Source organism: Limnothrix redekei LRLZ20PSL1 (assembly GCF_043235035.1).
Lineage (GTDB): Bacteria > Cyanobacteriota > Cyanobacteriia > CACIAM-69d > CACIAM-69d > CACIAM-69d.
Window position 1 is genome coordinate 74,848 of record NZ_JAZAQF010000059.1, and the last position, 24,034, is coordinate 98,881.

22 protein-coding genes and 1 tRNA gene are annotated in these 24,034 nt (G+C 50.6%); 9 read left to right on the forward strand and 14 right to left on the reverse strand.

Annotated features, from left to right (window positions below; all coding sequences use genetic code 11):
* Positions 1–114: 114 nt before the first annotated feature.
* Positions 115–1,068, forward strand: coding sequence for an asparaginase (locus VPK24_RS10050; RefSeq protein WP_393012710.1), 954 nt, complete (start codon positions 115–117; stop codon positions 1,066–1,068).
* 26 nt (positions 1,069–1,094) lie between these two features.
* On the opposite strand, the gene VPK24_RS10055 is transcribed toward VPK24_RS10050, so the two are convergent.
* On the reverse strand, positions 1,095–1,589 hold the full coding sequence (locus VPK24_RS10055) for a DUF29 domain-containing protein (RefSeq protein WP_393012712.1): 495 nt from the start codon (positions 1,587–1,589) through the stop codon (positions 1,095–1,097).
* An 11-nt stretch (positions 1,590–1,600) separates the two neighbouring features.
* A complete protein-coding gene (locus VPK24_RS10060; protein ID WP_393012715.1) occupies positions 1,601–2,059 on the reverse strand; it encodes a DUF29 domain-containing protein in 459 nt (152 codons plus the stop codon).
* Between the two features lie 341 nt (positions 2,060–2,400).
* On the opposite strand from VPK24_RS10060, the gene bchD reads away from it, so the two are divergent.
* On the forward strand, positions 2,401–4,446 hold the full coding sequence (gene bchD / locus VPK24_RS10065; protein ID WP_393012717.1) for a magnesium chelatase ATPase subunit D: 2,046 nt from the start codon (positions 2,401–2,403) through the stop codon (positions 4,444–4,446).
* Between the two features lie 347 nt (positions 4,447–4,793).
* Here bchD and VPK24_RS10070 read toward each other — a convergent pair whose 3' ends face one another.
* The 8 genes from VPK24_RS10070 to VPK24_RS10105 all read right to left on the reverse strand — a co-directional run bounded on the left by VPK24_RS10070 (position 4,794) and on the right by VPK24_RS10105 (position 12,032).
* Positions 4,794–5,543, reverse strand: a complete 750-nt coding sequence (locus tag VPK24_RS10070) for a capsular polysaccharide synthesis protein (protein WP_393012720.1) — start codon at positions 5,541–5,543, stop codon at positions 4,794–4,796.
* A 103-nt stretch (positions 5,544–5,646) separates the two neighbouring features.
* The gene (locus VPK24_RS10075; protein WP_393012723.1) at positions 5,647–6,477 is read right to left on the reverse strand and encodes a radical SAM/SPASM domain-containing protein; all 831 of its coding nucleotides are present in this window, start codon (positions 6,475–6,477) and stop codon (positions 5,647–5,649) included.
* A gap of 170 nt (positions 6,478–6,647) precedes the next feature.
* Positions 6,648–7,307 carry a methyltransferase domain-containing protein gene (locus VPK24_RS10080; RefSeq protein ID WP_393012726.1) on the reverse strand — a complete coding sequence of 220 codons (660 nt, stop codon included), beginning with the start codon at positions 7,305–7,307 and terminating at the stop codon, positions 6,648–6,650.
* Between the two features lie 8 nt (positions 7,308–7,315).
* Positions 7,316–8,032 (reverse strand): methyltransferase, encoded by a 717-nt coding sequence (locus VPK24_RS10085; protein ID WP_393012729.1) that lies wholly within the window; start codon positions 8,030–8,032, stop codon positions 7,316–7,318.
* Positions 8,033–8,081: 49 nt separating this feature from the next.
* On the reverse strand, positions 8,082–9,128 hold the full coding sequence (locus tag VPK24_RS10090) for an amidinotransferase (RefSeq protein ID WP_393012732.1): 1,047 nt from the start codon (positions 9,126–9,128) through the stop codon (positions 8,082–8,084).
* Between the two features lie 64 nt (positions 9,129–9,192).
* Positions 9,193–10,170, reverse strand: coding sequence for a D-alanine--D-alanine ligase family protein (locus tag VPK24_RS10095; RefSeq protein WP_393012735.1), 978 nt, complete (start codon positions 10,168–10,170; stop codon positions 9,193–9,195).
* A gap of 28 nt (positions 10,171–10,198) precedes the next feature.
* Positions 10,199–10,777: a GTP cyclohydrolase I gene (locus tag VPK24_RS10100; protein WP_393012738.1), complete on the reverse strand. Its 579-nt coding sequence runs from the start codon at positions 10,775–10,777 to the stop codon at positions 10,199–10,201.
* A 61-nt stretch (positions 10,778–10,838) separates the two neighbouring features.
* Positions 10,839–12,032, reverse strand: a complete 1,194-nt coding sequence (locus VPK24_RS10105; RefSeq protein WP_393012741.1) for a KamA family radical SAM protein — start codon at positions 12,030–12,032, stop codon at positions 10,839–10,841.
* Between the two features lie 811 nt (positions 12,033–12,843).
* Between VPK24_RS10105 and VPK24_RS10110 the strand changes: the two genes are divergently transcribed.
* The 7 genes from VPK24_RS10110 to recA all read left to right on the forward strand — a co-directional run bounded on the left by VPK24_RS10110 (position 12,844) and on the right by recA (position 19,330).
* A complete protein-coding gene (locus tag VPK24_RS10110) occupies positions 12,844–13,422 on the forward strand; it encodes a Uma2 family endonuclease (RefSeq protein ID WP_393012744.1) in 579 nt (192 codons plus the stop codon).
* On the forward strand, positions 13,419–14,300 hold the full coding sequence (locus tag VPK24_RS10115; RefSeq protein WP_393012746.1) for an urease accessory protein UreD: 882 nt from the start codon (positions 13,419–13,421) through the stop codon (positions 14,298–14,300). Before VPK24_RS10110 ends, VPK24_RS10115 begins: the two co-directional genes overlap by 4 nt.
* A 110-nt stretch (positions 14,301–14,410) precedes the next feature.
* Positions 14,411–14,713 (forward strand): urease subunit gamma, encoded by a 303-nt coding sequence (gene ureA / locus VPK24_RS10120; RefSeq protein ID WP_099534820.1) that lies wholly within the window; start codon positions 14,411–14,413, stop codon positions 14,711–14,713.
* 99 nt (positions 14,714–14,812) lie between these two features.
* Positions 14,813–15,187 (forward strand): urease subunit beta, encoded by a 375-nt coding sequence (locus tag VPK24_RS10125; protein WP_393012749.1) that lies wholly within the window; start codon positions 14,813–14,815, stop codon positions 15,185–15,187.
* 318 nt (positions 15,188–15,505) lie between these two features.
* Positions 15,506–16,129 carry a glutathione S-transferase family protein gene (locus VPK24_RS10130; RefSeq protein ID WP_393012752.1) on the forward strand — a complete coding sequence of 208 codons (624 nt, stop codon included), beginning with the start codon at positions 15,506–15,508 and terminating at the stop codon, positions 16,127–16,129.
* Positions 16,114–17,823, forward strand: coding sequence for an urease subunit alpha (gene ureC / locus VPK24_RS10135; protein ID WP_393012754.1), 1,710 nt, complete (start codon positions 16,114–16,116; stop codon positions 17,821–17,823). The genes VPK24_RS10130 and ureC overlap by 16 nt, the downstream gene beginning before the upstream one ends.
* Before the next feature lie 460 nt (positions 17,824–18,283).
* Positions 18,284–19,330: a recombinase RecA gene (gene recA / locus VPK24_RS10140; protein ID WP_370567694.1), complete on the forward strand. Its 1,047-nt coding sequence runs from the start codon at positions 18,284–18,286 to the stop codon at positions 19,328–19,330.
* 250 nt (positions 19,331–19,580) lie between these two features.
* On the opposite strand, the gene VPK24_RS10145 is transcribed toward recA, so the two are convergent.
* From VPK24_RS10145 to VPK24_RS10160, 4 genes are all read right to left on the reverse strand, one after another.
* Entirely contained in the window at positions 19,581–19,847 is a 267-nt protein-coding gene (locus VPK24_RS10145; RefSeq protein WP_393012757.1) for a hypothetical protein, read from the reverse strand.
* 1,041 nt (positions 19,848–20,888) lie between these two features.
* Positions 20,889–22,340, reverse strand: a complete 1,452-nt coding sequence (locus VPK24_RS10150) for a class I SAM-dependent methyltransferase (protein ID WP_393012760.1) — start codon at positions 22,338–22,340, stop codon at positions 20,889–20,891.
* Between the two features lie 160 nt (positions 22,341–22,500).
* Entirely contained in the window at positions 22,501–23,241 is a 741-nt protein-coding gene (locus VPK24_RS10155; protein WP_393012763.1) for an EndoU domain-containing protein, read from the reverse strand.
* 520 nt (positions 23,242–23,761) lie between these two features.
* Positions 23,762–23,834, reverse strand: a tRNA-Arg gene (locus tag VPK24_RS10160).
* Positions 23,835–24,034: the final 200 nt, after the last annotated feature.

Genomic DNA, 24,034 nt, shown 5'->3' on the forward strand with positions numbered 1-24,034 from the left:
ATGGAAAGCAATGAAAAAATGGGCTGATTGCCGAAGCTGATCTTAAATTGCGATGAACAATCGCAGTTTTTGGCGGAATTAATGTCTAACTAAACAAGTTTCAAACCAGTTTTTATGACTCGGGGCAAATTAACGCGCGCGGCCGATATTGAAATTCGCTTGCTGCGGGAAGGGTTGGTGGAGTCCACCCACATGGTGCAAGCAGTGGCCTGCGATGATCGGGGGCGCTTGTTGATGTTGGCGGGCGATTCCGGCATCTCCAGCTTTGCGCGATCGGCTCTGAAACCCTTCCAGGCCCTGGCCGTGGTCGCCTCTGGAACCTTGGATCACTTTGGTCTCAGCAATCGCGACCTAGCGATCATGTGCAGTTCCCATCAGGGAGACATTGCCCAAGCCCGCCAAGTATTCAACATCCTTTGGCATTGCGGCATTGAACCCAGCGCCCTTCAATGCCCCATTCCCCAGGGCAAATCCAGCGCACTTCAGCACAACTGCTCTGGCAAACATGCGGGGATGTTGGCCATGTGTCGCCACGGCAATTGGTCGATCGGGGACTATCTGCAATATTCCCACCCCGCCCAGCAAGCCGTTTCTAGTGTCATTGGCGAGCTGCTCGGGATTCCTGCCCAAGAATTTGTCGTGGCCCGCGACGATTGCGGCGCGCCCACCTATCTGATGCCCCTTCAGGAGTTGGCCACCCTGTTTGCCAAGCTCACATCCGGCGACAATCTGCAATTGGAGCGCATCGTGCGGGCCATGACCGGCTATCCGGAGCTGATTTCCGGCCATGGTGGCTTTGACACGGATCTGATGCGGCTGACGGGGGGCGAAATTGTCAGCAAAGCAGGAGCCGAAGGGATGCAGTGTATGGGCCGCGTGGGTGAGCGGTTGGGCGTTGCCATCAAGGTGACGGACGGGGCCAAGCGGGCCAAATATGCCGCTGCGATCCACATCCTGAAACAACTGGGCTGGATTGGGCCCGATGTGTCGGAAGCGCTGGAAGAAAAATATGTGCAGCTCAATGCCTTTAAGCGGTTGGAGGCGATCGGGGAGCTAAAAATCGCCTAGATTTCGATCGGTTGAGCAGACCAAAATCAACTCAATTTCTGATCTTGATCCGTATCTTGATCGGCATACTCGATCGACATCGTGAGCGCCAATTCCCAGGTAAACGGCGGCTCGATCGGGAACGTCTTCAAGGGCAATTTTGTTTCCACAAAAGCTTGCTCGCGGGCTTGGGGATAGACCTGCTCGATCGCACTGAGAAGCCAGGGTTTCAAACTCGGATTGTCAGTGAGTAACTGTTGAATTTCACGGCGGGCGGAACGAATGCTAAACACCCAAGAATTCGATCGGCGATCGGGTTGAAACTGCCATTTCAGTAAATGCAGATAGAGCCGCGTAATTTGACTGGCTAAGGCTCGCTTTTCCGATCGCCCCAAGCTTTCAACCTCTTCTAACAAATTCTCCAGATCCAATTGATCAAACTGCCCCGATCGCAACAGTTCGGCCTGTTGTTGCACCCAGCCGTAATAGTCGCTGTCGTAGGTGATCGGGGCGATCGACTCAATAGTTGTCTGTATTTCCATGCGGGGGCATCCTAATCCCGAGCAACATATTCGATCGGCAGGGTCATCGCCATTTCCCAAGTAAACGGCGGCTCGATCGGGAACGTATCGATCGGTAAGCCTGTTTCTCGGGCGGCTTTTTTGCGGGACTGCTCATAGCTCTTGACGATCCAATCCGCAAGATCACGCCGAAAGCTGGGATTTTCGTCGAGTAATTCCAAGATTTCATCCCGCGCATCTTCAATGGAAAATGCCCAAGAGTTCGATCGCTTCTGGGGTTGGTATTGCCACTTCAGCAAATGCCAATAGAGCCGGACAATTTGACTGGTTAAGGCTCGTTTTTCCGATCGCCCCAAGCTTTCAACCTCTTCTAACAAATTCTCCAGATCCAATTGATCAAACTGCCCCGATCGCAACAGTTCGGCCTGTTGTTGCACCCAGCCGTAATAGTCGCTGTCGTAGGTGATCGGGGCGATCGTTTTGGAAGTCATTGGCTCAAACTCCTCAGCGCCTTGACCATCGAGAAACTGCAATGTTGCCCAAGGTCGCTGTTGCTATTGTGCAAGATCCAGCACCGTGGTGGCACAGTCCGTGAAAGGTCATCAAACCCGCAAAACCCTTATCCAAAAACCGTTCCACCCTGCTAGACAAGGGACTTAAGCCCCTTGCCCCCTGACGATTTGGTAACAGCCAAGCTCCCGGCGGAACCTGCAATTTTCGGACTGTCACGCCACTACGGCCCCAACCGCCTGAAGTGGCCCGGCTGTCCCGTTGCGCTGATATCCTGAAAAGCATCAAGACTGATCATAAGAATTTCCCTTTTTCGCCCGCCATGTCCGTTACTGCGCCGCCCCAAACCCGAGACCCGATCGCCTTTCCGCTGACGGCGGTGATCGGCCAAGAGTCGATCAAGATGGCTTTGCTGTTGGCGGCGATCGATCCGGGCCTGGGGGGCGTGGCGATCGCCGGTCGGCGCGGCACGGCCAAATCGGTGATGGCCCGGGCGATCCATGCCCTGCTGCCCCCGATCGAAGTGGTGGACGGCTCCCTCAGCAACTGCGACCCGGACGCGCCCGATCTCTGGGAAGACGGCTTGCAATTTAGCGGCGAAGTGCCCCGGAAAGTGATTCCCGCGCCCTTTGTGCAAATTCCCCTGGGCGTGACCGAAGATCGGCTGCTGGGTTCTGTGGACGTGGGCCAGTCCGTGAAGCGCGGTGAAACGGTGTTTCAGCCCGGCTTGCTGGCGGAGGCGAACCGGGGCGTGATGTATGTCGATGAGCTGAACTTGCTCGATGACCAAATCGCCAACCTGTTGCTGGGGGCGATCGGGGAAGGGCGCAACCAAATTGAGCGGGAAGGGATCAGCTTTGCTCACCCCTGCCAAGCGCTGCTGATCGCCACCTACAACCCGGAAGAGGGGCCGCTGCGGGAGCATTTGCTCGATCGAATCGCGATCGCCCTGTCCGCCGATGGAGCCTTGGGGTTGGATCAGCGGGTGGAAGTGGTCGATCGAGCCGTGGGCTATGCGCGATCGCCCCAAGACTTCCTGGGGCAATATGCCGAAGAACTGGACGGCCTGAAAACCCAAATCCTGCTGGCGCGCGAATGGCTGAAAGACGTGACCATCAGCCGTGAGCAGTTGGAATATTTGGTGCAAGAAGCGGTGCGCGGCCGGGTGCAGGGCCATCGGGCGGAACTGTTTGCGGTGCGCGTGGCCAAGGCTCATGCGGCCCTCGATGGGCGAACGGTGGTGAATGCCGACGACCTGCGGGTGGCGGTGGAATTGGTGATTGTGCCCCGGGCCACGGTGATTGAAACGCCGCCGGACGAGCAACAGCCGCCGCCGCCCCCGCCGCCGCAACAGCAACCGGAAGCGGAGCAAGAGCAAGACGACGAAACCGACAACGACAACGAAGATCAAGACGAAAACGAAGACGAGGATCAACCGGACGAGCCGCCCGCGATCCCCGAGGAATTTGTGTTCGACCCGGAAGGGGTGGTGATGGATCCGTCGGTGTTGCTGTTTGCCCAAACCACGGCCCAGCGATCGGGCGGTAGCTCCGGCAGTCGATCGATCATCTTCTCGGACGATCGGGGGCGCTACATCAAACCCGTGTTGCCGCGCGGCCCCGTGCGCCGAATTGCCGTCGATGCCACCCTGCGATCGGCCGCGCCCTACCAAAAAGCCCGCCGCGCCCGGGCCGCTGCTGCGGGCGAAACGGGTCGCCGCGTGTTCGTCGAAGAAAGCGACGTGCGGGCCAAGCGCCTGGCCCGAAAGGCCGGAGCCTTGGTCGTGTTTGTGGTGGATGCGTCGGGGTCGATGGCTCTGAACCGGATGCAGTCCGCGAAGGGGGCGGTGTTGCGGTTGCTGACGGAGGCTTACCAAAACCGCGATCAGGTGTCACTGATTCCCTTCCGGGGTGAGCAAGCGGAGGTGCTGTTGCCGCCCACGCGATCGATCTCGGCGGCCAAGCGGCGGTTAGAAACCATGCCCTGCGGCGGCGGCTCGCCCTTGGCCCACGGCTTGACCCAGGCGGTGCGCGTGGGGACGAATGCCCGCCAGTCGGGGGATGTGGGGCAAGTGGTGATTGTGGCGATTACGGACGGTCGGGGGAATGTGCCCCTAGCCCGATCGCTCGGCCAGCCGATGGAGCCAGACGAGAAACCCGATGTGAAGCAAGAACTGCTGGATATTGCGGGCAAAATCCGCGCCCTGAACATCAAGCTGCTGGTGATCGACACCCAAAGCAAATTCGTTTCCACCGGTTTCGCCAAGGAAATGGCAGAAACGGCGGGCGGCAAGTATTATCACCTGCCAAAAGCAACCGATCGGGCGATCGCCGAAATGGCCCGAGGGGCGATCGCCGATTTGAAATAGGCGCGATCGATTCTTGTGAGGAGGCGTGATGCTCAGCAGCACGCCCCAAATGAGCATCACGCCCCAAAGAAACTTCCGCCGAATAGCTCGTCCTTACTAACTAATTATGACGACAGCGACTTACAACCTTTGCCCCATACAGCCTTTACCTAGAATTATTGGCACGCCATATTGCAGATGCCATGAAGCAACGGTTTGGTGGGCATTGCCCACCCTACGGGCAACTGTGCTTAGTAATCGGGGTAAGGGCTGTATTTAATCAGCATAGTTGTATCACTCCCAATTTTATGGCTTATGAATACTCCTTCTTCATTCAATAAAAATAGAGCTGAATTTTGGCATGTACTTTACATATGATTACTAACATACTGACTCACTACAGATAAAGGAAACTGCTCCATCAAGTCATTCAGCGATTGAATGGAAAGGATGTGATGAGCTGTTACATCACCTGTTGCTGCCGCCCATCTACTTAGAGATGCACCAATGTGGATGCCGTAGTTTGCAGAATTTAATCTAATACGACCATCCCAGAAAGGTTTGTAGTCGGCATTCACGTTGAAAGTTGAATTGAAGTCGTATTCACAGCCCACTACAACATCGGAATTGTTCAGAGAATGATTTTCGTATATATTCTGACCAATATCTTCATTTTCATAAGACATGATTAAATTTTCTGTATTCACCCGCCTAAAATCCTCTGCAATTGTAGTTATCCAGCCAGAGTTCTTCGGTGAATAAAGGATACCATTGTTAATTAATGGAACCCAATGATCTTCTACACGATAGATTAGATTCCAAATATAGGACTTGTCTGAATTAATTAACTCTTGGGGGTTTTTAAAAAGCAGTACGTCACAATCAAACCACCAGCCACCAAATTTCTCTAGCAACATTGTACGTATGTAATCTGAGCGAAAAGGAAGATGCTGACATGTTCTAATATTGCCATCCAGATCTATATAATCACTTAAGTTGTCAGGTGTTAGATGAATATGGCGCGATCCAAAAATTCTCGTAATAGAATCTATACAAATTTTAGTAAAAGCGTACTGATTTCCTTCCCAATAAGTAAAAACATAGTTTGTTGACAACATTAGTACCTCAGATTAAATAGTAGAGTTTCATTCTGAATAGGTATTTTTGCAACCAAGTATATCGTTTCAGTACCTCGCTTTTACTGCGCTCAAGAATCCATATTTAAGTAATGTTCAGAGCATACTCACATTGTCTACACAGAGTATCTGCATTTTCATTCTGAAGACCTCGTTGGACTCGATCAAATTCAGAACTTTTAAAGAGATTTTCATAGGTATCATTCATTAGATTTCCAATAATATGATTCATACCGAAATCTTGACAACAAATGGTTACATCACCGTTGGGTAGTAGAACATTTGAATATAAGTGCCTATCGCACTGAAGTTTACCGCTTCTGCGCGGAGGGTGTGGTATAAGATCATTAGACAAATTGGCAGCACGAGTATTAATCGGGACGCTGTAAATTCTAGACTTTAAGTCATAATTATCTAGTGTATCTATAAGAATATCGTTTCCTTCCCAATCCATTTTCACACAATTTGAATTAAGTAATATATCTAGCGCAATTCTCAATTTTTCTTTATACGAATCATTTATTGGAATTCTTTCCTCACCTAAGGTTGTGGGCAGGTGTATATCAACCGACACAAAAGGAATAAGCGAAAGCTGTTTTATTTTTTCTACACTTAATCCGACTAATGTAGTGTAGAGAGATATGGCGTATCCTTCTGCCCTTGCGTAGAGAATCATTTCAGTACACAGAGGATTTAAAAATGGCTCAGAATATCCAGCAAAATTAATCTGTACTGATTTTGGTATTTTGCTCAAGCATGCCACAAATGTCTCAAAACTCATAAAATTACTCTTGACGGGTAAACCTTTGTTTCTATAAAAAAGTGAAGTTTTCTTTTGAGGACAGTATGCACAGCCAACTGTACAACCAATTGTTGTTGTGATATCCATTTGAGCCGTATTATTAAAGTGAGTCATGAAATTGATTAAATCTTTGAGCTTGAGTATGAATTTGGGTGATCTCTATGAGATGATGGTTCTTGTCAAAAAATTGTTTATATAGTAATGATAAACGAGTGATATTCATTATTACTATGTAGTAGTACCACCTTAATTTGAAAGTCAAAGTAGCTAGCTAATCTGAACTACTAGTTATCTTTCAAAATTTTGGGAGCCATCAGATATGGTTCATTCCAGTATAAGCAATCATGCGGAGGCTTAACAGAAATTAATTCACTTGAAAAATTTCTAAAATTCGCTGCTTTGAGCAACGCAGTGTATTCATCTGTAAAAGTCAGCTCTCCTGAGTAGTGCGTAAAAACACCGCCTGGTTTCAGAAGCCTAAAGGCTTCTGAAAAGAAGGAAAATCTGGCAGTATACAGTTCTTCAATTATGATTGGATAAGTGTCAAATAAGATCCCATCAAAATACTCATCTTCAAACTGCTGGGTGATGTCTTCCCAAAAACCTAGGTATGAAATCACATTGACTTTAGAAGATCCTGCGAAGTGTTGTAACTGACGAAATACCTCATTATTAGCTTCAATAATATGATGTTCACTGATTGAATATTCTTGAATATAAGATGCGGCAATTCCCATGCCAAATCCAACCTCTAGAACTTTCCCTCCATTGCCAGTTGCAATTTCTGCTAATTTCTTCATGTAAGGATCTTCCCAACTTTCCATGACAGGGTGTCCAGCTATCTCAAGCCTGAAATCATCCAGATAAATACTTTCAGTCCTCCAGTTTTCTCGCTGTGTTAGAAATGATAACTTTTCCAGTGGATGATCATCTTTGTGAAACATAAGAACTCCTAGAATTCGGGCTTATTTAGCTCTTTCTTAGCTGGCAGAATTTCGTACAACTCGACTGTGAACAACTCATCATATATATTTTCGCTTAGTTCTCCTTTTACAACTAGTCTTAATGATAGATTTTGTCTGAAGCACAAATCTTGTAAATATAGTATATCTCCACTCGTTGAAGAAAACCCAATATATGCATGTCCATCGGGTTTTAAATACTTAGAAAAAGAGGACATGAATTTTTCAATGCTAGAATATTGAAAATCAAAAGTGCTCTTCTCCAAAAAGGATTGGGGAGTTTCATGGCTCAAAATAAAAGGAGGATTCCAGAAAATAGAATCAAATGTATGTGACTTTTCTATAGAATCAAAAAGATCAGAGTGAATCACCTGTATATGCTCTTCTACAGAGTGTAAAATGGCGTTCATCTTGATGTTGAGCACTGCATCGGGATTAATATCAGTTGCAGTCACATTAACTCCATGTAGAGCTTGAATAATTGAAATCAGTCCAGTGCCAGCACCGATTTCAAGAAAATGAGAACCAGGCTTGTACGGAACGTGTTCAGCAAAAAAATATGTATCCTCGAAAACAAGTGGAGAAAAAACTGTATTCAAGCCGAGGAAATATTTGTTTTGATACTTGAAAGTGTAAACTTTCTCTAGCGACATATTTTTAATTAAATAATTCTGGGTTAATGCGCTGTACTTATTTGGCTGATTCATATTTACATGCCTTTGTGTCTATTTATTTTGTTGTTGATACTTTACTCAGTTACAGATTGTATGACTGCCTACATATGTCCAAAGTTGCACAGTGAAAAGATCCACCAAAAATATAATAGTCTTCAAAAGCACATGGTATTGGTTCAAACCCCTCGCTCTTAAGCAAAGAGATTAGAGACTGCTGCTTCTTTTCAACAATGACTCGCTTCTCATCAATGCTTAAAATATTAACACTCATCCAATCACTGACTATGCGATATTCGCCAATTTCAGTCATAAAAGAATCTGGTTTTGGCGCTTCAATTAATTTCCAGGTACTCAAAAATTCAGGCAGACAGCTTGAATCAATAAATTCCGGGTTGATTAGAACTTTGTTGTTGCAAAGGGGAATTAAAGTTGTATCAATGTGGAGTGCCTCAGGACACTTTGACTGTATGAGATGAATTTTGTACTGATCTCCCAAAAAGGATTGTAGCCATTTAACTCCTGAATAATTTGTCACGTGGCTGAGTTGACCAATGATGTTTTCTCCAAAACGCATAAAATCTGCACCGTCAAAAGTCGGTTCAGCCTCTGTAATAGAATAAGGAAAGTTGTGATCACTAGATGTATAGAAATCGTCACTGAGCATGGGTTTTGGAGCAGATGCCCATTTCCACCCATTGTCAGAAAGATTTTTGAGTATCTTTCTATACGGAAATGCTTCAAAGTATCTACCGCGATCAGCCATTGGACATTCAATAATATTATTGTCAATGACCATAAAAACATCTCTCGGATTGGCACTTGAAACTCCAGACTCTACCATCCACAAAGGAGTTGCAAAAGATTGACTAAAATCAAAAATTTCAGGACGTTGAACTTTAACCCCCTCTGCTTTAAGTAAAGATACTAAATTGTCAAGCGCGATATTTCCTTTTTCAATAATGTGCTCAGGAATATGCTTGCCTTTTTGCGCGAATTGGAGTTCGTAAGCAGAAAGAGCATCTCGCGGGATAGTTTTCATCAGAATCTTATCCCAGCTAGGAAACATTGAGCCTTCTAAGCGTCCTACTATTACTTCTTTCAGAAGATCCCACTCAGTTGAGCTACCCATCAATAGTTCTCCTTTTTCGTAACCTAAATGAGATGTCTAGCCATGTTAATTGTCTGTGATTTTATCAATTATCTCTAAGGAGTGCGAAATTACAAATCTTCTTTAAAAGGCTATCATAAGAATATTTTGAGCCATACGCTGAACGACAAAAATCTCCAATGAGTGGATGTAGATGAGGCAAGGGATTTACTTCTAGGAAGTAAAGCTTTTCGCGAGCTGTATCAAAACGAAAATCTATTCTTGCTGCATCCCTACATCCTAATACATTATAAATAATCTTTGCAGCTCGAAGAACTTTCCGGTTAACTTTTTCGTCGGAACATAGTGAATACGTTACTTGATTCTGCGAGTCTTCCTTTTGTACATAGCCATAGACCTGGCTATTTGGTAACTCAACCAAGACAGGCGCTAGAACTTCTACATTGTCCCCATTGCCTATTACTCCAACGGTCAGCTCAAGCCCATCAATGTACTTCTGAACTACGACTGACTGCCGGTAAGCTGAAAGTATATATTTTACTCTGGCATATAACTCTTGATAGCTGTATACGACTGATTGGTCAGAAATACCCATTCCACTACCTTCAGAGTGAGGTTTGACAATATAGGGATAATTACTAGCGGACTTTAAAATTTCTAGATCCCGCACTGTTTTTAAAAATAGCCAGCTAGGCACATCTATACCTGATTGTTGCACAAGTAGGTTGCAGATATTTTTATCCAATGCCTTAACCATCACATCAGGCTGAGAGAAAACATATGGAATCTGATGGATTTCACACAAAGATGGAATAAGAGCTTCTCTGTATGCTCCGCCAGTCATTTCACATATATTAAAAATCAACACTTCTCGTTGGATAATATGTTGTACGGCTTCTCGACTAAAGCGTACCTCAGTAACATCGAATCCGATTCGAGTCAAAGAGGTGTTTAGAAATGAGATTGTTTCTGGAGTATCCCAATCAGCATCGGCATCAACAGGACAGTCACTTGCCTTATGAGGATGTTCGCTCCGTAAGTTATATACTAACTGTAATTTCATGGCAAGTTTTGGAATTTAGTGCGAGCGCTTAACTGAGCATTTGCTGAACTTCAATCTTTTTTGATGAATCCAGAAAAGACCCAGTCCAATAACAAACAGTGTTGGTTGAATTGTATTTTTGTGGGCCTCGATGGCAGAGGCACATATGACTAGCCTTTACCCTGGCAAAGGCTCCTTTTGCTAGTCCAAATTGCATTAAATCACTACATAACTGCTCTGCAATACGCTCCTGGATATTAAATCTTTTTGCCCTGTAGTCAACCAACCTGGATAGCTTGCCGATTCCAATTATGTATTCTCCAGGTTCATAAATTAGATCAACAGTTCCATGAAATGGGAGAAAATGATGTGAACAAAAAGAAAGAAATGGAATGTTCAGCCCACTCACTAATCCTTGATAAACATCACCTTTCAGAAACTCTGTTACTTTGATTATCTCCTCCGCACTCTCTACTTTTGACCCTTGAAACAGATCTTCATAGGCATTAGTAATCCTGCCTGGCTTACCACAAATGGATTCATGAAAATTTCTGATGTCTTGGTCATCCAAAAAAGAAGAAAGCCACTTGAAAAGATATCGCTCCGGATGGGATTCATCATTGATCATGAGGTGATTGCCTACTACTACATTTATAATGTACGCGCTGAGACATTGGCTTCAGTTAATTTCAGAAATTGAGCTTGATGCCTCCTGCTCCTTTACTTGTGCTGCTATCCAGATATCTTAATGGATCATAATAGTAATAAATTTTGTTGTCAGAAAAACAAGGAGACCTAAAGCCGTAAATTCCATGTTCTCTATCGTGAAATTCATACTCATAAACACTTCGTTTTCCTCCTCCAGAAGGTAGATCAACGATAAATCTAGGCAGCTTGAATCCGGCAAACACACCTGTCAGTTGTTTCGAGATATCGATGGCAGTCGATAGTTTTGTGCGGAAGTGTTCTACATTGCTAACCATGTCCATTTGATAAACATAATAAGGCTGAATTCCTGAAATCCAGAGGTTCTCAATCAGACTTTTTTGTATCTCAAAGGTTGCATTAACACCATCCAAAAGAACTGTTTGGTTACGAATAGTAACGCCTGCTTGGTTCAATGCAAGCGACGCAGTCCTAGAGCTTAACGAAATTTCAAAAGGATGATTGAAATGGCTTTGAATGGATAGCTCTCGGTTGCTTTTTTTCAAATTTTGAGCGTGTCGTGTAATGATTCTAAAGAGTGGCGTATCGAAAAAAAACAAAGATGGCTCAAATAACAATGTTCTCGTAGCCAGCCTGATAGTCTGCAAAGATTGGATATTGCTGAGACAATTCAGCAATTCATCAATCAATTGCGGCTCCACAGAGGCAATGTCACCGCCAGACAGCAAAATATCAGTCACATTAGAATTTACTTCTAGGTATTCTTTTAAATCTTTGACTCGAGTTTGAAAAGACTTTCCTGAAGAAGTCCAACGATACTTTGTCAGAGAATCAGTATTGGGGCCAATTGCATAGCTTCTAGTACAGAAAGAGCAATATGCTGGACAAGCATTAGAAACCAAGAATAAGACTTTGTCAGGATATCGATGAATCAAACCATCTTGAGGCTGAAATACCTTCTCCGTCAGAGAGTCTTGTGTTGCTTTGGGATGAGATTCTATATATTCTGACTGCAACGGAAGAAATTGCTTTCTGATTGGGTCTTGGAGAATACTTCGCCAATCAATCAATCTTAGGACATGGTGAGTTAACCTTAGAGCCATTGAATTCTTTTGAATACCTCCAACGATCTCAGAACATAGCTCATTGCTAACCTTTTGAGAATCCAGGTAATTCACTAATTGGTCGATACTTGCTATTGTCGAAACAGGTTTCATGATGCTGTAAAGATAGACCATGCAAGATTCGTAACTTAAAAACTCGCTTTTTTTAGAACGCAATCAATTACTCTTGGAATCTGCTTGAAAAGCTAGAGTTGATTTTCTATTTGCTCTATCAATCAACGAAAACAAGGAGATCAATCTCTTTGCTCCCCACCATTGGTGTGTAATCAGTGCCGAGAGATACTTGCTAGATAGCCTCTTGTTAGGATAGCGATAGCTATCTAAGCGCTGTGACACCATGGAGTGTTTAGGAAGTTTAAAATTGATGTCGATTGATTTTGATAACAGAATTGGCACAGATAATATTCCGTAGAATATAACTGGTATTTCGTGATTTGTTATTTATGAATAGATTTTCTTTAGATCTTAAAAAAATATATAAAGCACTTCTTTGTCAAACAGAGTGTGACCTGAAGGCTAGAGCCTTCTAAAATCAAGTATTTTCGAGGTTCGGCTATACCTCATAGCCCTTAAAAGTGCTGTATGACTCAGTTGCCTGAAATCCTAATCTTTCCGTGAAATCCCGGTTGCCCTCATCCTCTAGCCCCTTCGCCTAAGGGGAGCCAGAGTCATCTCTCTTCCAAGTCAAGAGCGGGGTTGGGGTGAGGGAAATTGACCCTGCACAAGCTTGACTCATGGCTCTTTTCGAGGGATGAACTGAAATGACAGCAGCCCCTAAGCCCCTTAGTTACGACGATTGGGGCACAGCAAATCAGCCATTGCAGCATCAGCCCCATTCCAGAATTTGCAATAGAATCCAATCAACAGAAACAATCTCGCGGCGCTGTTCGCTGGCTGCGTGCCTATGACGGTTTCGATCGCCCCGATCGCCACCCTGGCGGAATTTCTCGATCGCCCCGATCTCGAAGATTCACCTGCTTGGGAATATCTCGATGGTGTGGCAGTCCAAAAACCCATGCCCAAGTTTCGCCATTCCTTACTGCAAAAACGCCTCATTCGAGCGATCGATGCGGTAGGCGATCGCTACACAGCCATGCCGGAGTTGCGCTGCACCTTTGGCGATCGCTCGATCGTCCCCGATGTGGCGGTGATTGCTTGGGAACGGGTGGCACTGACGGATGAGGGCGAGCCGATCGATCAATTCTTGGCGGCTCCAGATTGGATCATCGAAATTTTGTCGCCCGAACAACCGGCTAATCGGGTGATGGATCAGCTGCTGCACAGTTTGCAGTTTGGGAGCCGGTTGGCTTGGTTGGTTGATCCCCAGGATCAATCGATCCTTGCCCTATTGCCCGATCGCCCGCCGTTAATCGGTCGGCGGGCGGATCCCTTGCCTTGCTTGCCGGACTTGCCCCTGACCCTGACGGCGGAGCAGATTTTTGGTTGGCTGAAGGTGGGTTCACAACCGGAGGAAGCATCGTGACCGTCGCGCCCCAGCCAACGCCCGAAACCGATCGCGCCTGGCATGGATCGTTCGCGTTGCGGTTTGACCGATCGGGCGATCGCACCCAGGTTCAGGCCAAAACCCGATCGCCCTTGCAATTTCAGCGGCCCTTTTATCCCGAAGGGCCAGCGGTTTGCCACGCGGCCATGTTGCATGTGGCGGGGGGGATGGTCGGGGGCGATCGCCTGTCGATCACGTTGGACTTGGAGCCGGAAACGGCCGCCCTGGTGACAACGGTGTCGGCGGCCAAGATCTACGGCAGCCGGGGGCGATCACTGGTTGACCCGGCCGGGCGGTTTGCCCAGCAATCGGTGCAGGTGCGGGTGGGCGAAGGGGCGCACCTGGAATGGTTGCCCCAGGAGACGATTATTTTTGATGGCGCGCTCTATGAGCAGCGATCGCGCATTGACCTGGCGGCCGGAGCCAGTTGGCTGGGTAGTGAGATTGTGCGGCTGGGGCGCACGGCCGGCGGTGAGCGCTACGGCTGCGGTGAGTGGCGATCGCGCCTGGAAGTGTGGCAGGGTGATCGATTGGTCTGGCTCGATCCGCAACGGATTGATGCGACTGACCCGGCCACCCGCGACGGTTCCCATGGGTTGGCCGGTTGCCCGATCGTCGGGACGCTGGCTTGGATTGGTCAGGAATTGCCCAAGGAGCTGATTGCGGAAGCGCGATCGCACCTGCCCACAGGCGATCGGGTCGATTGCGGCATCACGCGGCTGCAAACGGGGCTGCTCTGTCGCTATCGGGGCCATTCGGTCAGTGAGGCCCGGCGCTGGTTCTGGCAGGTGTGGGATTTGGTGCGCCGCAGCCAGCGCGATCGCCCCGCGATCGTCTCCCGGTTTTGGCCGCTATAGCTGCGATCGCCCCGAAACCCAAAATCTTCGCAATCAATCGGTGACCTGCTAGACAAATCGCGGTACAACCAACAACAGAGTATTGGCAAGATGACCTGCGCGATCGCCCTATGCAACTCACGCCCCAAGAAAAGGACAAGCTGCTAATTTTCACCGCCGCGCTGCTGGCCGAGCGCCGCAAAAATCGCGGACTGAAGCTCAACTACCCGGAAGCCGTGGCCTATCTGACGGCGGCCATTTTGGAAGGGGCGCGAGACGGCAAAACCGTGGCGGAACTGATGGCGGAGGGGACAACGCTGCTCACCCGAGATGAGGTGATGGAAGGGGTAGCAGAGATGATCCACGATGTGCAGGTGGAAGCGACGTTTCCCGACGGCACGAAATTGGTGACCGTGCATGACCCCATTCGTTAGTGCCCCATTCGTTAGTGCCCCATTCGTTAGTAGGAGTGGATGGCCATGCATCCCGAATGTGCGCCCCTACTGTTCAAATTTGCGACAAGGAAGAATGTCATGATTCCCGGTGAATTAATTGTTGAACCCGGCGAGATTGAATTGAATGTGGGCCGATCGCCCGTGACAATCACGGTGGAAAACCGGGGCGATCGGCCGATTCAGGTGGGATCACATTTTCATTTTTTTGAAGTGAATGAAGCCCTCGTGTTCGATCGTGCCGCGGCTCGGGGAACCCATTTGGATATCCCATCAGGAACGGCGGTGCGCTTTGAACCGGGTGATGAGAAAACGGTGACGCTGGTTCCTTTTGCCGGAACCCGAGAAATCTACGGGTTTAATGCACTGGTAGAAGGGCCACTGGAGGGCAATCAACTCAGCAAAAAATCAAAGGAAAAATCCGAGAAAAAAGCTGAGAAAAAATCCCGCAAGTAATGTCTATTCGAGATGGTTACGAGATGAGGTTGAGAGCCTGTCTGACTGGCAGCCGTTTTTGTCAGTATGGCATATGCTCAAACCTCAATTTCTGTCAGCACAAGCGATCAAGGCGATCAGTAGTTTGAGGTTGATTAACAAGCAACGCAATGGGTTTTGCGATTCGCTTTTGGGTTAATTGCTAGTACCAGGGTAGTGCCACAAAACGATCTTGATTACCCAATTGTGGGCGATGAAACTGTGATGTATGTGGTGAACATCGAACACGATCAATCACAATCAACGATGTCAGCTATCGATAGGGGACGCAATTGAACGATGTATCGCCTATATCAATTTCAGTCATCAGGTAATTGCTACAAAATTCGGCTGCTCTTAACCCAATTGCAACTACCATTTGAGTGCCATGAAATTGACATCTTAAACGGAGAGTCCAGAACGGAAGCGTTTCTAAACATCAATCCCAATGGCCGCATTCCAGTGTTAGAACTGGCTCCGGGAGATTACTTGAGCGAGTCCAATGCCATATTGGCTTATTTGGCAGAAGACACCCCCTTTAACGTCTCCGATCGCCGATCGCGCGCGGCCGTTTGGCAATGGCTGTTTTTTGAGCAATATAGCCACGAGCCTTACATTGCTACATCACGATTTTGGCGAGCCATTCTCAAGGATTCTGACACCTATCGAGAAGCCCTTCAACAAAAACAAGCTCCTGGCTATGCCGCCCTCGGAGTCCTCGACCAAGCCCTCAAACAGTCGGACTTTTTAGTCGAAAATCGCTATTCCATTGCCGATATTGCGCTGTTTGCTTATACCCATTTAGCCGATGAGGGGGGATTTGATTTAGCCCCATTTCCCCACGTCTTGGCTTGGATTGAGCGTGTCAAAGCCCAGCCCAACTACATTTCCATTCTGGAGGAAGTCGGATGCCCTACCGTCTAGATCGCCGCACCTACGCTGAAACCTACGGGCCCACCACGGGCGATCGCCTGCGATTGGCCGACACCGAATTACTCATTGAAATCGAAAAAGACCTGACGGTTTATGGCGATGAAGTGAAATTTGGCGGCGGCAAAACGATCCGGGATGGCATGGGTCAATCACCGATTACCAATCGTGACGGCGCAATGGATACGGTGATTACGAATGCCGTGATCCTCGATTGGTGGGGCGTGATTAAAGCCGACATTGGCATCAAACAGGGCAAAATTGCGGCGATCGGGAAGGCCGGCAACCCCTACACCCAAGCGGGCGTGGACATCATCATCGGCCCCGGCACGGAAATCATCGCGGGCGAAGGGGCGATCGTCACGGCCGGCGGCATTGACACCCACATCCACTTCATCTGTCCCCAACAAATCGAAACGGCCCTGGCCGCTGGGATCACGACAATGATCGGCGGTGGCACGGGCCCCGCCGCCGGAACCAACGCCACCACCTGCACCCCCGGCCCCTGGCACATGGCGCGGATGTTGGAAGCGGCGGAAGCCTTTCCGATGAATTTGGGCTTTTTGGGCAAGGGCAACAGCGGCCAACCGGCGGGCCTGGTGGAACAGGTGAAGGCCGGGGCGATCGGGCTGAAGCTACATGAGGACTGGGGAACCACACCCGCCGCGATCGACACCTGCCTCAGCGTCGCCGAAGAGTATGACATCCAGGTGGCGATCCACACGGACACCCTGAACGAAGCGGGCTTTGTGGAAGCGACCGTGGCCGCCTTCAAGGGCCGTACGATCCACACCTTCCACACCGAGGGCGCGGGCGGCGGCCATGCCCCGGACATCATCAAGGTCTGCGGCTTGCCCAACGTGCTGCCCTCTTCGACCAACCCGACGCGCCCCTACACGGTGAACACGATCGAGGAGCACCTCGATATGTTGATGGTGTGTCACCACCTCGATCGCGCCATTCCCGAGGATGTGGCCTTCGCTGAGTCGCGGATTCGCCGGGAAACGATCGCCGCCGAAGACATCCTGCACGACCTGGGGGCGATCGCCATGATGTCGTCGGATTCCCAAGCCATGGGCCGAATTGGCGAAAGCATCATCCGCACCTGGCAAACGGCCCACAAAATGAAGGTGCAACGCGGCTCCCTGCCCCAAGACCCGGCCCGCCACGATAACACCCGCGCCAAACGCTACATCGCCAAATACACGATCAACCCGGCGATCGCCCACGGGATTGCCAATCATGTGGGGTCGATCGAACCGGGCAAACTGGCGGATCTCTGCCTTTGGAAACCAGCATTCTTTGGCGTGAAACCGGAGTTGGTGATCAAGGGCGGGGCGATCGCCTGGGCCCAAATGGGCGATGCCAACGCCAGCATCCCCACGCCGCAACCGGTGCATGGCCGCCCGATGTTCGCCAGCTTCGGCAAAGCAATCCAGAGCACCAGCCTCACCTTCGTCTCGAAAGCCGCCCTCAAGGCCGGGGTTCCCGATAAATTGGGTCTCCAGCGGCAAGCCGTCGCCGTGTCAGGGATTCGATCGATCCGCAAATCCGACATGAAGCTGAACGATGCCCAACCGACGATCGAAGTGGATCCACAAACCTATGAAGTGTTTGCCGATGGGCAACTGTTGACCTGCGAACCGGCGGCGGTGCTGCCCATGGCCCAGCGATATTTCCTGTTCTAGCCTGTTCCAGATCGCTTGAGGAATTGCCGTTTGCCTAAGGGGCCAATTTGGGATGCTCGGTTGAACCCGCTGGCCCTGTCAGGTGCTTATTTGATTTCTGTACAGATTTTTGCTAAACTGGGGAAGCTCTTTCGTCTTGAGGGTTTTCGGGATGGCCGCTGCCTCCGTTGCGACTCCAGTTCCTCCTACAATAGAAGCCGCTTCGATCGCTCCCCTAGCAGACACCCCGGCCGATGAGGGCTTGCCGGCTCCGGCCACGGTGCGATCAGGCAGAAAATCTTCCATCACCGTTGACCCCCAGGCGACTATGGCTTCCAACGCATCCGCAAATTCTGACCCCACGGCGAAGACGGCCACCGCCAAGGAATCCGCTAGCAGCACCAAAGGATCCAAAGACACTAAGGAAGCAGCTAAAGAGTCGGCCAAAGAGAGCGCCGCCAAAGAAGGGCCTACCAAGGAAATTAGCAAGGAAAAGGAAAAGGCCCTGGGGCTGGTGGTTCAGCAGATTGAACGCAGCTTTGGCAAAGGGGCGATCGTCCGGTTGGGAGATGCGGCCCGAATGCGGGTGGAAACCATTCCCAGCGGGGCCTTGACCTTGGATTTGGCCCTGGGCGGCGGCATTCCCAAGGGCCGCGTGGTGGAAATTTATGGCCCTGAAAGCTCTGGGAAAACGACCCTAGCACTCCATGCGATCGCGGAGGTGCAGCGATCGGGCGGTATTGCGGCCTTTGTGGATGCAGAACACGCCTTGGATCCGGTTTATGCCAAGGCTCTTGGGGTGGATATTGATAATCTGCTGGTTTCCCAACCGGACACGGGGGAAATGGGGCTGGAAGTGGTGGATCAACTGGTGCGATCGGGCGCGATCGACCTGGTGGTGGTGGACTCGGTGGCCGCCTTGGTTCCCCGATCGGAAATTGAAGGAGAAATGGGCGCGGCCCAAGTGGGCAGCCAAGCCCGCCTCATGAGCCATGCCCTGCGGCGCATCACCGGCAACATCGGTAAATCGGGCTGCACGGTGATTTTTCTCAACCAATTGCGCCAAAAAATTGGAGTCACCTACGGCAGCCCGGAAACCACCACGGGCGGAAATGCCCTCAAGTTCTACGCATCGGTGCGCTTGGACATTCGCCGCATTCAAACCCTGAAGAAGGGAACCGAAGAGTTTGGGATTCGGGCCAAGGTCAAAGTCGCCAAAAACAAAGTCGCGCCGCCGTTCCGGATCGCAGAATTTGACATCATCTTTGGCGAAGGCATTTCCTCGATCGGCTGCTTAGTGGACTTGGCTGAGTCCACCGGAATTTTGGTGCGCAAGGGAGCTTGGTATAGCTACAAGGGCGAAAACATCAGCCAAGGACGTGACAACGCTATTCAGTACTTGAAGGAAAATCCGGCGATCGCGGCGGAAATGGAGTTGGCCGTGCGCCAAAAGCTGGAGGAAGCAGGGGCAATTACTGGGGGATCCACTGACGATTTGGATGAGGCAGATCTGAGCGAAGCATTCTAGGGCAAATCTTGGAACTCTCGATCAAGCTGAACTGATGAGCCGAGCTGAATTGCACCCAACCAGACCAACCCCTGAACATCGTTAATCATTAACCGTTAACCCCAATCATCAGTTCAGCGGCCAGCTCCCTCATTCAGTTGGGGAGTTGGCTGTTTTTTGATGGGCCTTGCAGCCCGTGAGCTAGCGGCTGGGTTGAAGGCCTGGGAGGATGGGATCTCGGAGATTGCATCCCTGAACTGAGACCGAAAGTCTAGGCGTAGGATAAGTCGCGGGTGGTGCAGGCCGGGGCGATCGAGTCAGCCACCGCCGCGATCGTGAAATTTTGCTGACCCAATAACCGTTCACGGGACTCTTGGCGCAAGCTTCCTGACAAAAACGCCCGCTGAAGGGCCATAAACGCTTCGAAGTCATCGGGGCCATATTTCCCGCGCATGAGTTGGCGCAGGGTTTCTTCTGCCTCGATCGACAGGTATTGACGAGCTAACACTTCGGACACAATCTCGCGAATGGAAGTCATGTTGCTTTGCGACCTACTCAACGACTGCAAGGATCTGGAAATTTTCCGGCTGCCACAGTTTTTAGTATCGGGGGAAAGTTCAATCAGCGAAGTGACCGATCGCTGACCCCGCATGGATCTTGAGCGTCATCCCCTGAGATCAAAACAGGGCTTAGGTGCGATCGCTGTCACAGGGTGAGTTCCCCAGTCCCGGTGGGCTGATCAGCCCTTGAATTCAGCCAGGCCGAAATTCAGTCACGGCCGATCAAGACCGATCGAGGCCAAAGCCTGCAACCAAGACTGATGCTGGGTTGCTGGTTCGTGGAGTGATTGAGCGAACGTGGATCTAGCGTGGATCTAAGGCCCATGGCTGAGTGCGCTCCTGACCGCAGCCATGAGCCTTGATTCCCATTCCGAGGGCCAGAGGGTCGATCGCGATCACAGCCTTGTTTCGACAACGATTCAGATTCCAGAGCGAAGCTTTTTTCCGCCCAACTTGTGCAACCGGTAACAATTACGAACGAAAACGCGAACGAAAACACGAACAAAAACGACGCGGGGAGACTAAGGAGAACCTAATTGAGATGTTTAGAAGCTAAGAGTAGATCGAGCAGTGGCAAGGCAAGGGAGAGTGCTCAAGGCTGAAGAAAGTGGAAAAAAACAGCAATCAACCGTTTTTCAAGTTGATCTAGGCAAATTCCTCAGATTTTTTGCCAAATTTGCTGAACCCTGACGAACTGTCTTCCCAAAAAGTTTCTTAGGAAAAAGTTCCTTGGGAAGGGCAACTCAATCAGGTTGTCATGGAAGTGGTAGCAATCGAGCGCAATCGTCGGATCTCAGTTTAGCGACCCGCTCTCGGATTTGGGTGTGGTGATCATCACTTTTTGTGGGGTGTTGTGGGGTTTTGTCTGGCTGGGTCTGGTTGGGTCTGGTGGATTGAGATCTGGGTGGGGCGATCGCCTAAACATCGCTTCGGGCCTGGCTCATGGGGGTCGATGACTAGCCGTCGCTGTGGATTGGCAAGGGCTGGCGGTTTTTGCGGCCCAAGGCCGGGGGTGGGTGCTAATGAAGAGCGCACCGATAGGCCAATGCGGCGGCGGTGGCATTGTTGGAGGCGATCGCCAAGTCACCAATCAAGCGCCAAAGATCGGGGCGGTGGGGCAAGGCCAAGCCGTCCGCCGGGGGATGATGCAGCCGATCGAGCCAAGCGGCCATGGCTTGCGGCATTCCCTGTTGTTTCCCCTGTCGTTCCAAAACCGTCAAAAGATTCGAAACTGGTTCGTGCCAGTAGGTATTCTTTTCCAGGGCTTGCAGATAGGCCACCAGGGGTTCCAAATCGTAGCCAGTGCCGACGGGCACGGTCTTGAGGGCAAAGCCAGGGAGACTGTGGCCAAAGACCTGGACTAGTGATCGGGTCAAGGGCCCATAGTGCGCCAGGTCTTGATCACTAAACTCTGGCTGGTGCTGGGCCCAAATTTCCGCCAGGGTGAGATAGGGGGCCGCCACTTGGGGAGCCAATCCGATCGCCCGTTCGCAGAGTTGTTGAGCCGCATCCCATTGGTGCGATCGCGCCAAGGCCCAAGCCAGGGCATCCAAGAGCAGCGGATCCGTTGTGGCCTCGGCCGCCCGTTGCCAGGGAACTGTGAGGGGTTGCCAATCGCGAACTTTGCGCAAAAAAAGCTGATAGCCGCTGAAAACCACCTCAAAACAGTGGGTAAACAGCAACATAAACAAATCCACACCGAATTGTGGGCAATCCTCTGGCAAGCCCACATAACGATAATCATCAATCACCACCAGCCCACCCACCTTCACCAGGGGCCAGGTCATGACGGCATCGCGGAAAGCCACCCAAGGTGCATGGCAACCGTCAATGTAGGCCAGGTCGTAGTGATCAACCGGTAGCTGGGCCAGGGCTTCCCAAGAGAGCTGAGACAGAAGGGTGACCTGCGGGGCCCGACCGGAGCGATCGAGATTGTCCCGCAGGGTGGAACGAATTTCCGGCTCAATGCAGGTGAGCCTTGCTTCAGGATCCAGCAGGACGCGATCGAGCAACCAGCAGGCAGACATCCCCTCAAAGCTGCCAATTTCCAAAGCCTGTACCGGCCCTCGATTGGCCAAGGGCTGCACCCAGTTCACCCAGTTGGGCAATTGATTGGAAAACCAGTCTCGGGAAAACCAATAGCCCCGATCGCCACTTTCAGGCCAGCCCCGCAGGCGATGGGCCTTGGCAAAACAGGCCTGCGCCTCCGGAAGCTGATCACGACTGACCAACAGGGTTCCCAAATCCGTCCAGGCCTCGGGCATGGTGGGGTGCTGTCGAGCGAGGCGACGCAGCAGGGCTTCCGCCCAATCCCACTGGCCCGCCTGCTGGAACAGTTCGCCCCAACGCCGATGCTCTTGGGGTTTTAGAAAATCGGTGGCCTGCAAATATAACTGACCGGCACGATCAACCTGGCCCGCTGCGATCGCCGCTTGGGCCTGCTCAAAGCAAGAAACAACAGAATCCGCCATGGAAAACCATCCGTAAAAACCGCGAGCCAGAAATAACGCAAGGGCAATTCTGCGCTGCAAATTCTGCGCTGCAAGCTTTGCCCGGCAAGTTCTGCCCTGCAAATTCTGCACCGCGAATCATCATGCGCCCGGGAACTCATCATGCGCCCGGGCCTGTACCCTAGCGCAGGGGAAAAGCCGTGTTGATTTGATTGCGCCCCCGCACAAATGCCCCTGCAATCACAAACCGCTGCCCATCATTGGCCTCGCAAAACCGACTGGCTTGGGCGATCGGGGAATTTTCTGCCACCGAAGGATCCTGAGGGAGTGCCAAGGCTGTTGTTACAGGCGCAGCGGGCATGAGTTGAGCAACCGGCACAACCGCCGCTTGGGCCGAGGTCGATCGGTTGCCAGGCCGGTTATAACCGCACCAAGCCCAATCGGGCGCACCCCCTGGGCAACTAATTTGATTGCGAGCCGCATAGCGGATCGATTCCAACACTTGGGCTTGGGAGCAGCGATCGGGAAACATCGTGGAAAACTTTTCCCGACTGGGATCGGCTCCGTGGCTCCAGCGCACCCCATAGATCCCTCGCCGGTTGGGTGGTTGGGTCACTTGAAACCGGTCCACCGTGCGGGGATTGGTTCCGCCCGGTCGGGAATGGAACCCCTTGGGCCGACCGTTGCTAAATTCACCACAAAAAATATGGGGTTGGTTCACCTGGGGGCCGCTGGCAAAGTTGCTCCAGTGGGGCAGGCGATCGCAGTTCACCAGTTTGGGGGCCGCGGTTTGGCCCTCGGGAACCGCCAGCACCAGGGCCACCAACCCCGCCAGCACCAGACTCCAGCGCGATCGCCCTTTGCGGTAAGCCGAGGAGGAGGCAGTTTTCCCGATCGTTGGCTGATTCAACGGCTGAGTCATGTTGGTGTTGTTGAGTCATGTTGGTGTTGTCTGTATTGTCTGTATTGTTTGTGTTGTCTGTGTTGTTTGTGTGGCTGCTGTGCCGGTGACTTGTCTTCGCTAGGTTTGTGCTGAGTTTTCGCTGGGTTTTCGCTGAATTCGCACCCTGCTATTGCCGTATGTGTGATGCTTTCCTGACTTTTGCCATGTTTCTACCTCGCCCCAGGGCTGAACGCTCAGGATGATGTTCAAAATTTTCAAGCGATCGAGGTTTCAATCCGTGATCTTTGGAATCCTTGAGATGGCTGATTCCTCGGGGCCAACGCTCTGTTCATCAATTACTTGTCAATTACTTGTCAATAGACTCGTCAATTATTGGAGCGTTCTCAGGACAAAGCGTTCAGAACGCTGGGCCCAATCAGCATCACGATCGGTGTTGTCGAAATTTTTCGATATTTTAAGAGTCATCGGTTCGGGGCAAAATTTCCAGCCCCTTGCTCAGCAAGCTCTTGCTACACAAGCGAAAGACCCGAACAGAGGACGGGTGCGGCAGGATTCGAACCTGCGACCGGCCGCTTAGAAGGCGGCTGCTCTATCCACTGAGCTACGCACCCAGACTGAGATCTGTAGAGATTTCCATGAAAATCCCCACGAATAATCCGGGGAAAATTCATCGGCGGAAGTTCCCAGGGCCTTGAGAAAACCATTGCTTCTCCTGATTGCAACAGTTCGCCAACGAATGCTGTCATCAGGGCGCTTCCGGCTCGATCGCGGCAGCGTGGGTTTCATCCGCGATTCAGGATGACACGCCCGG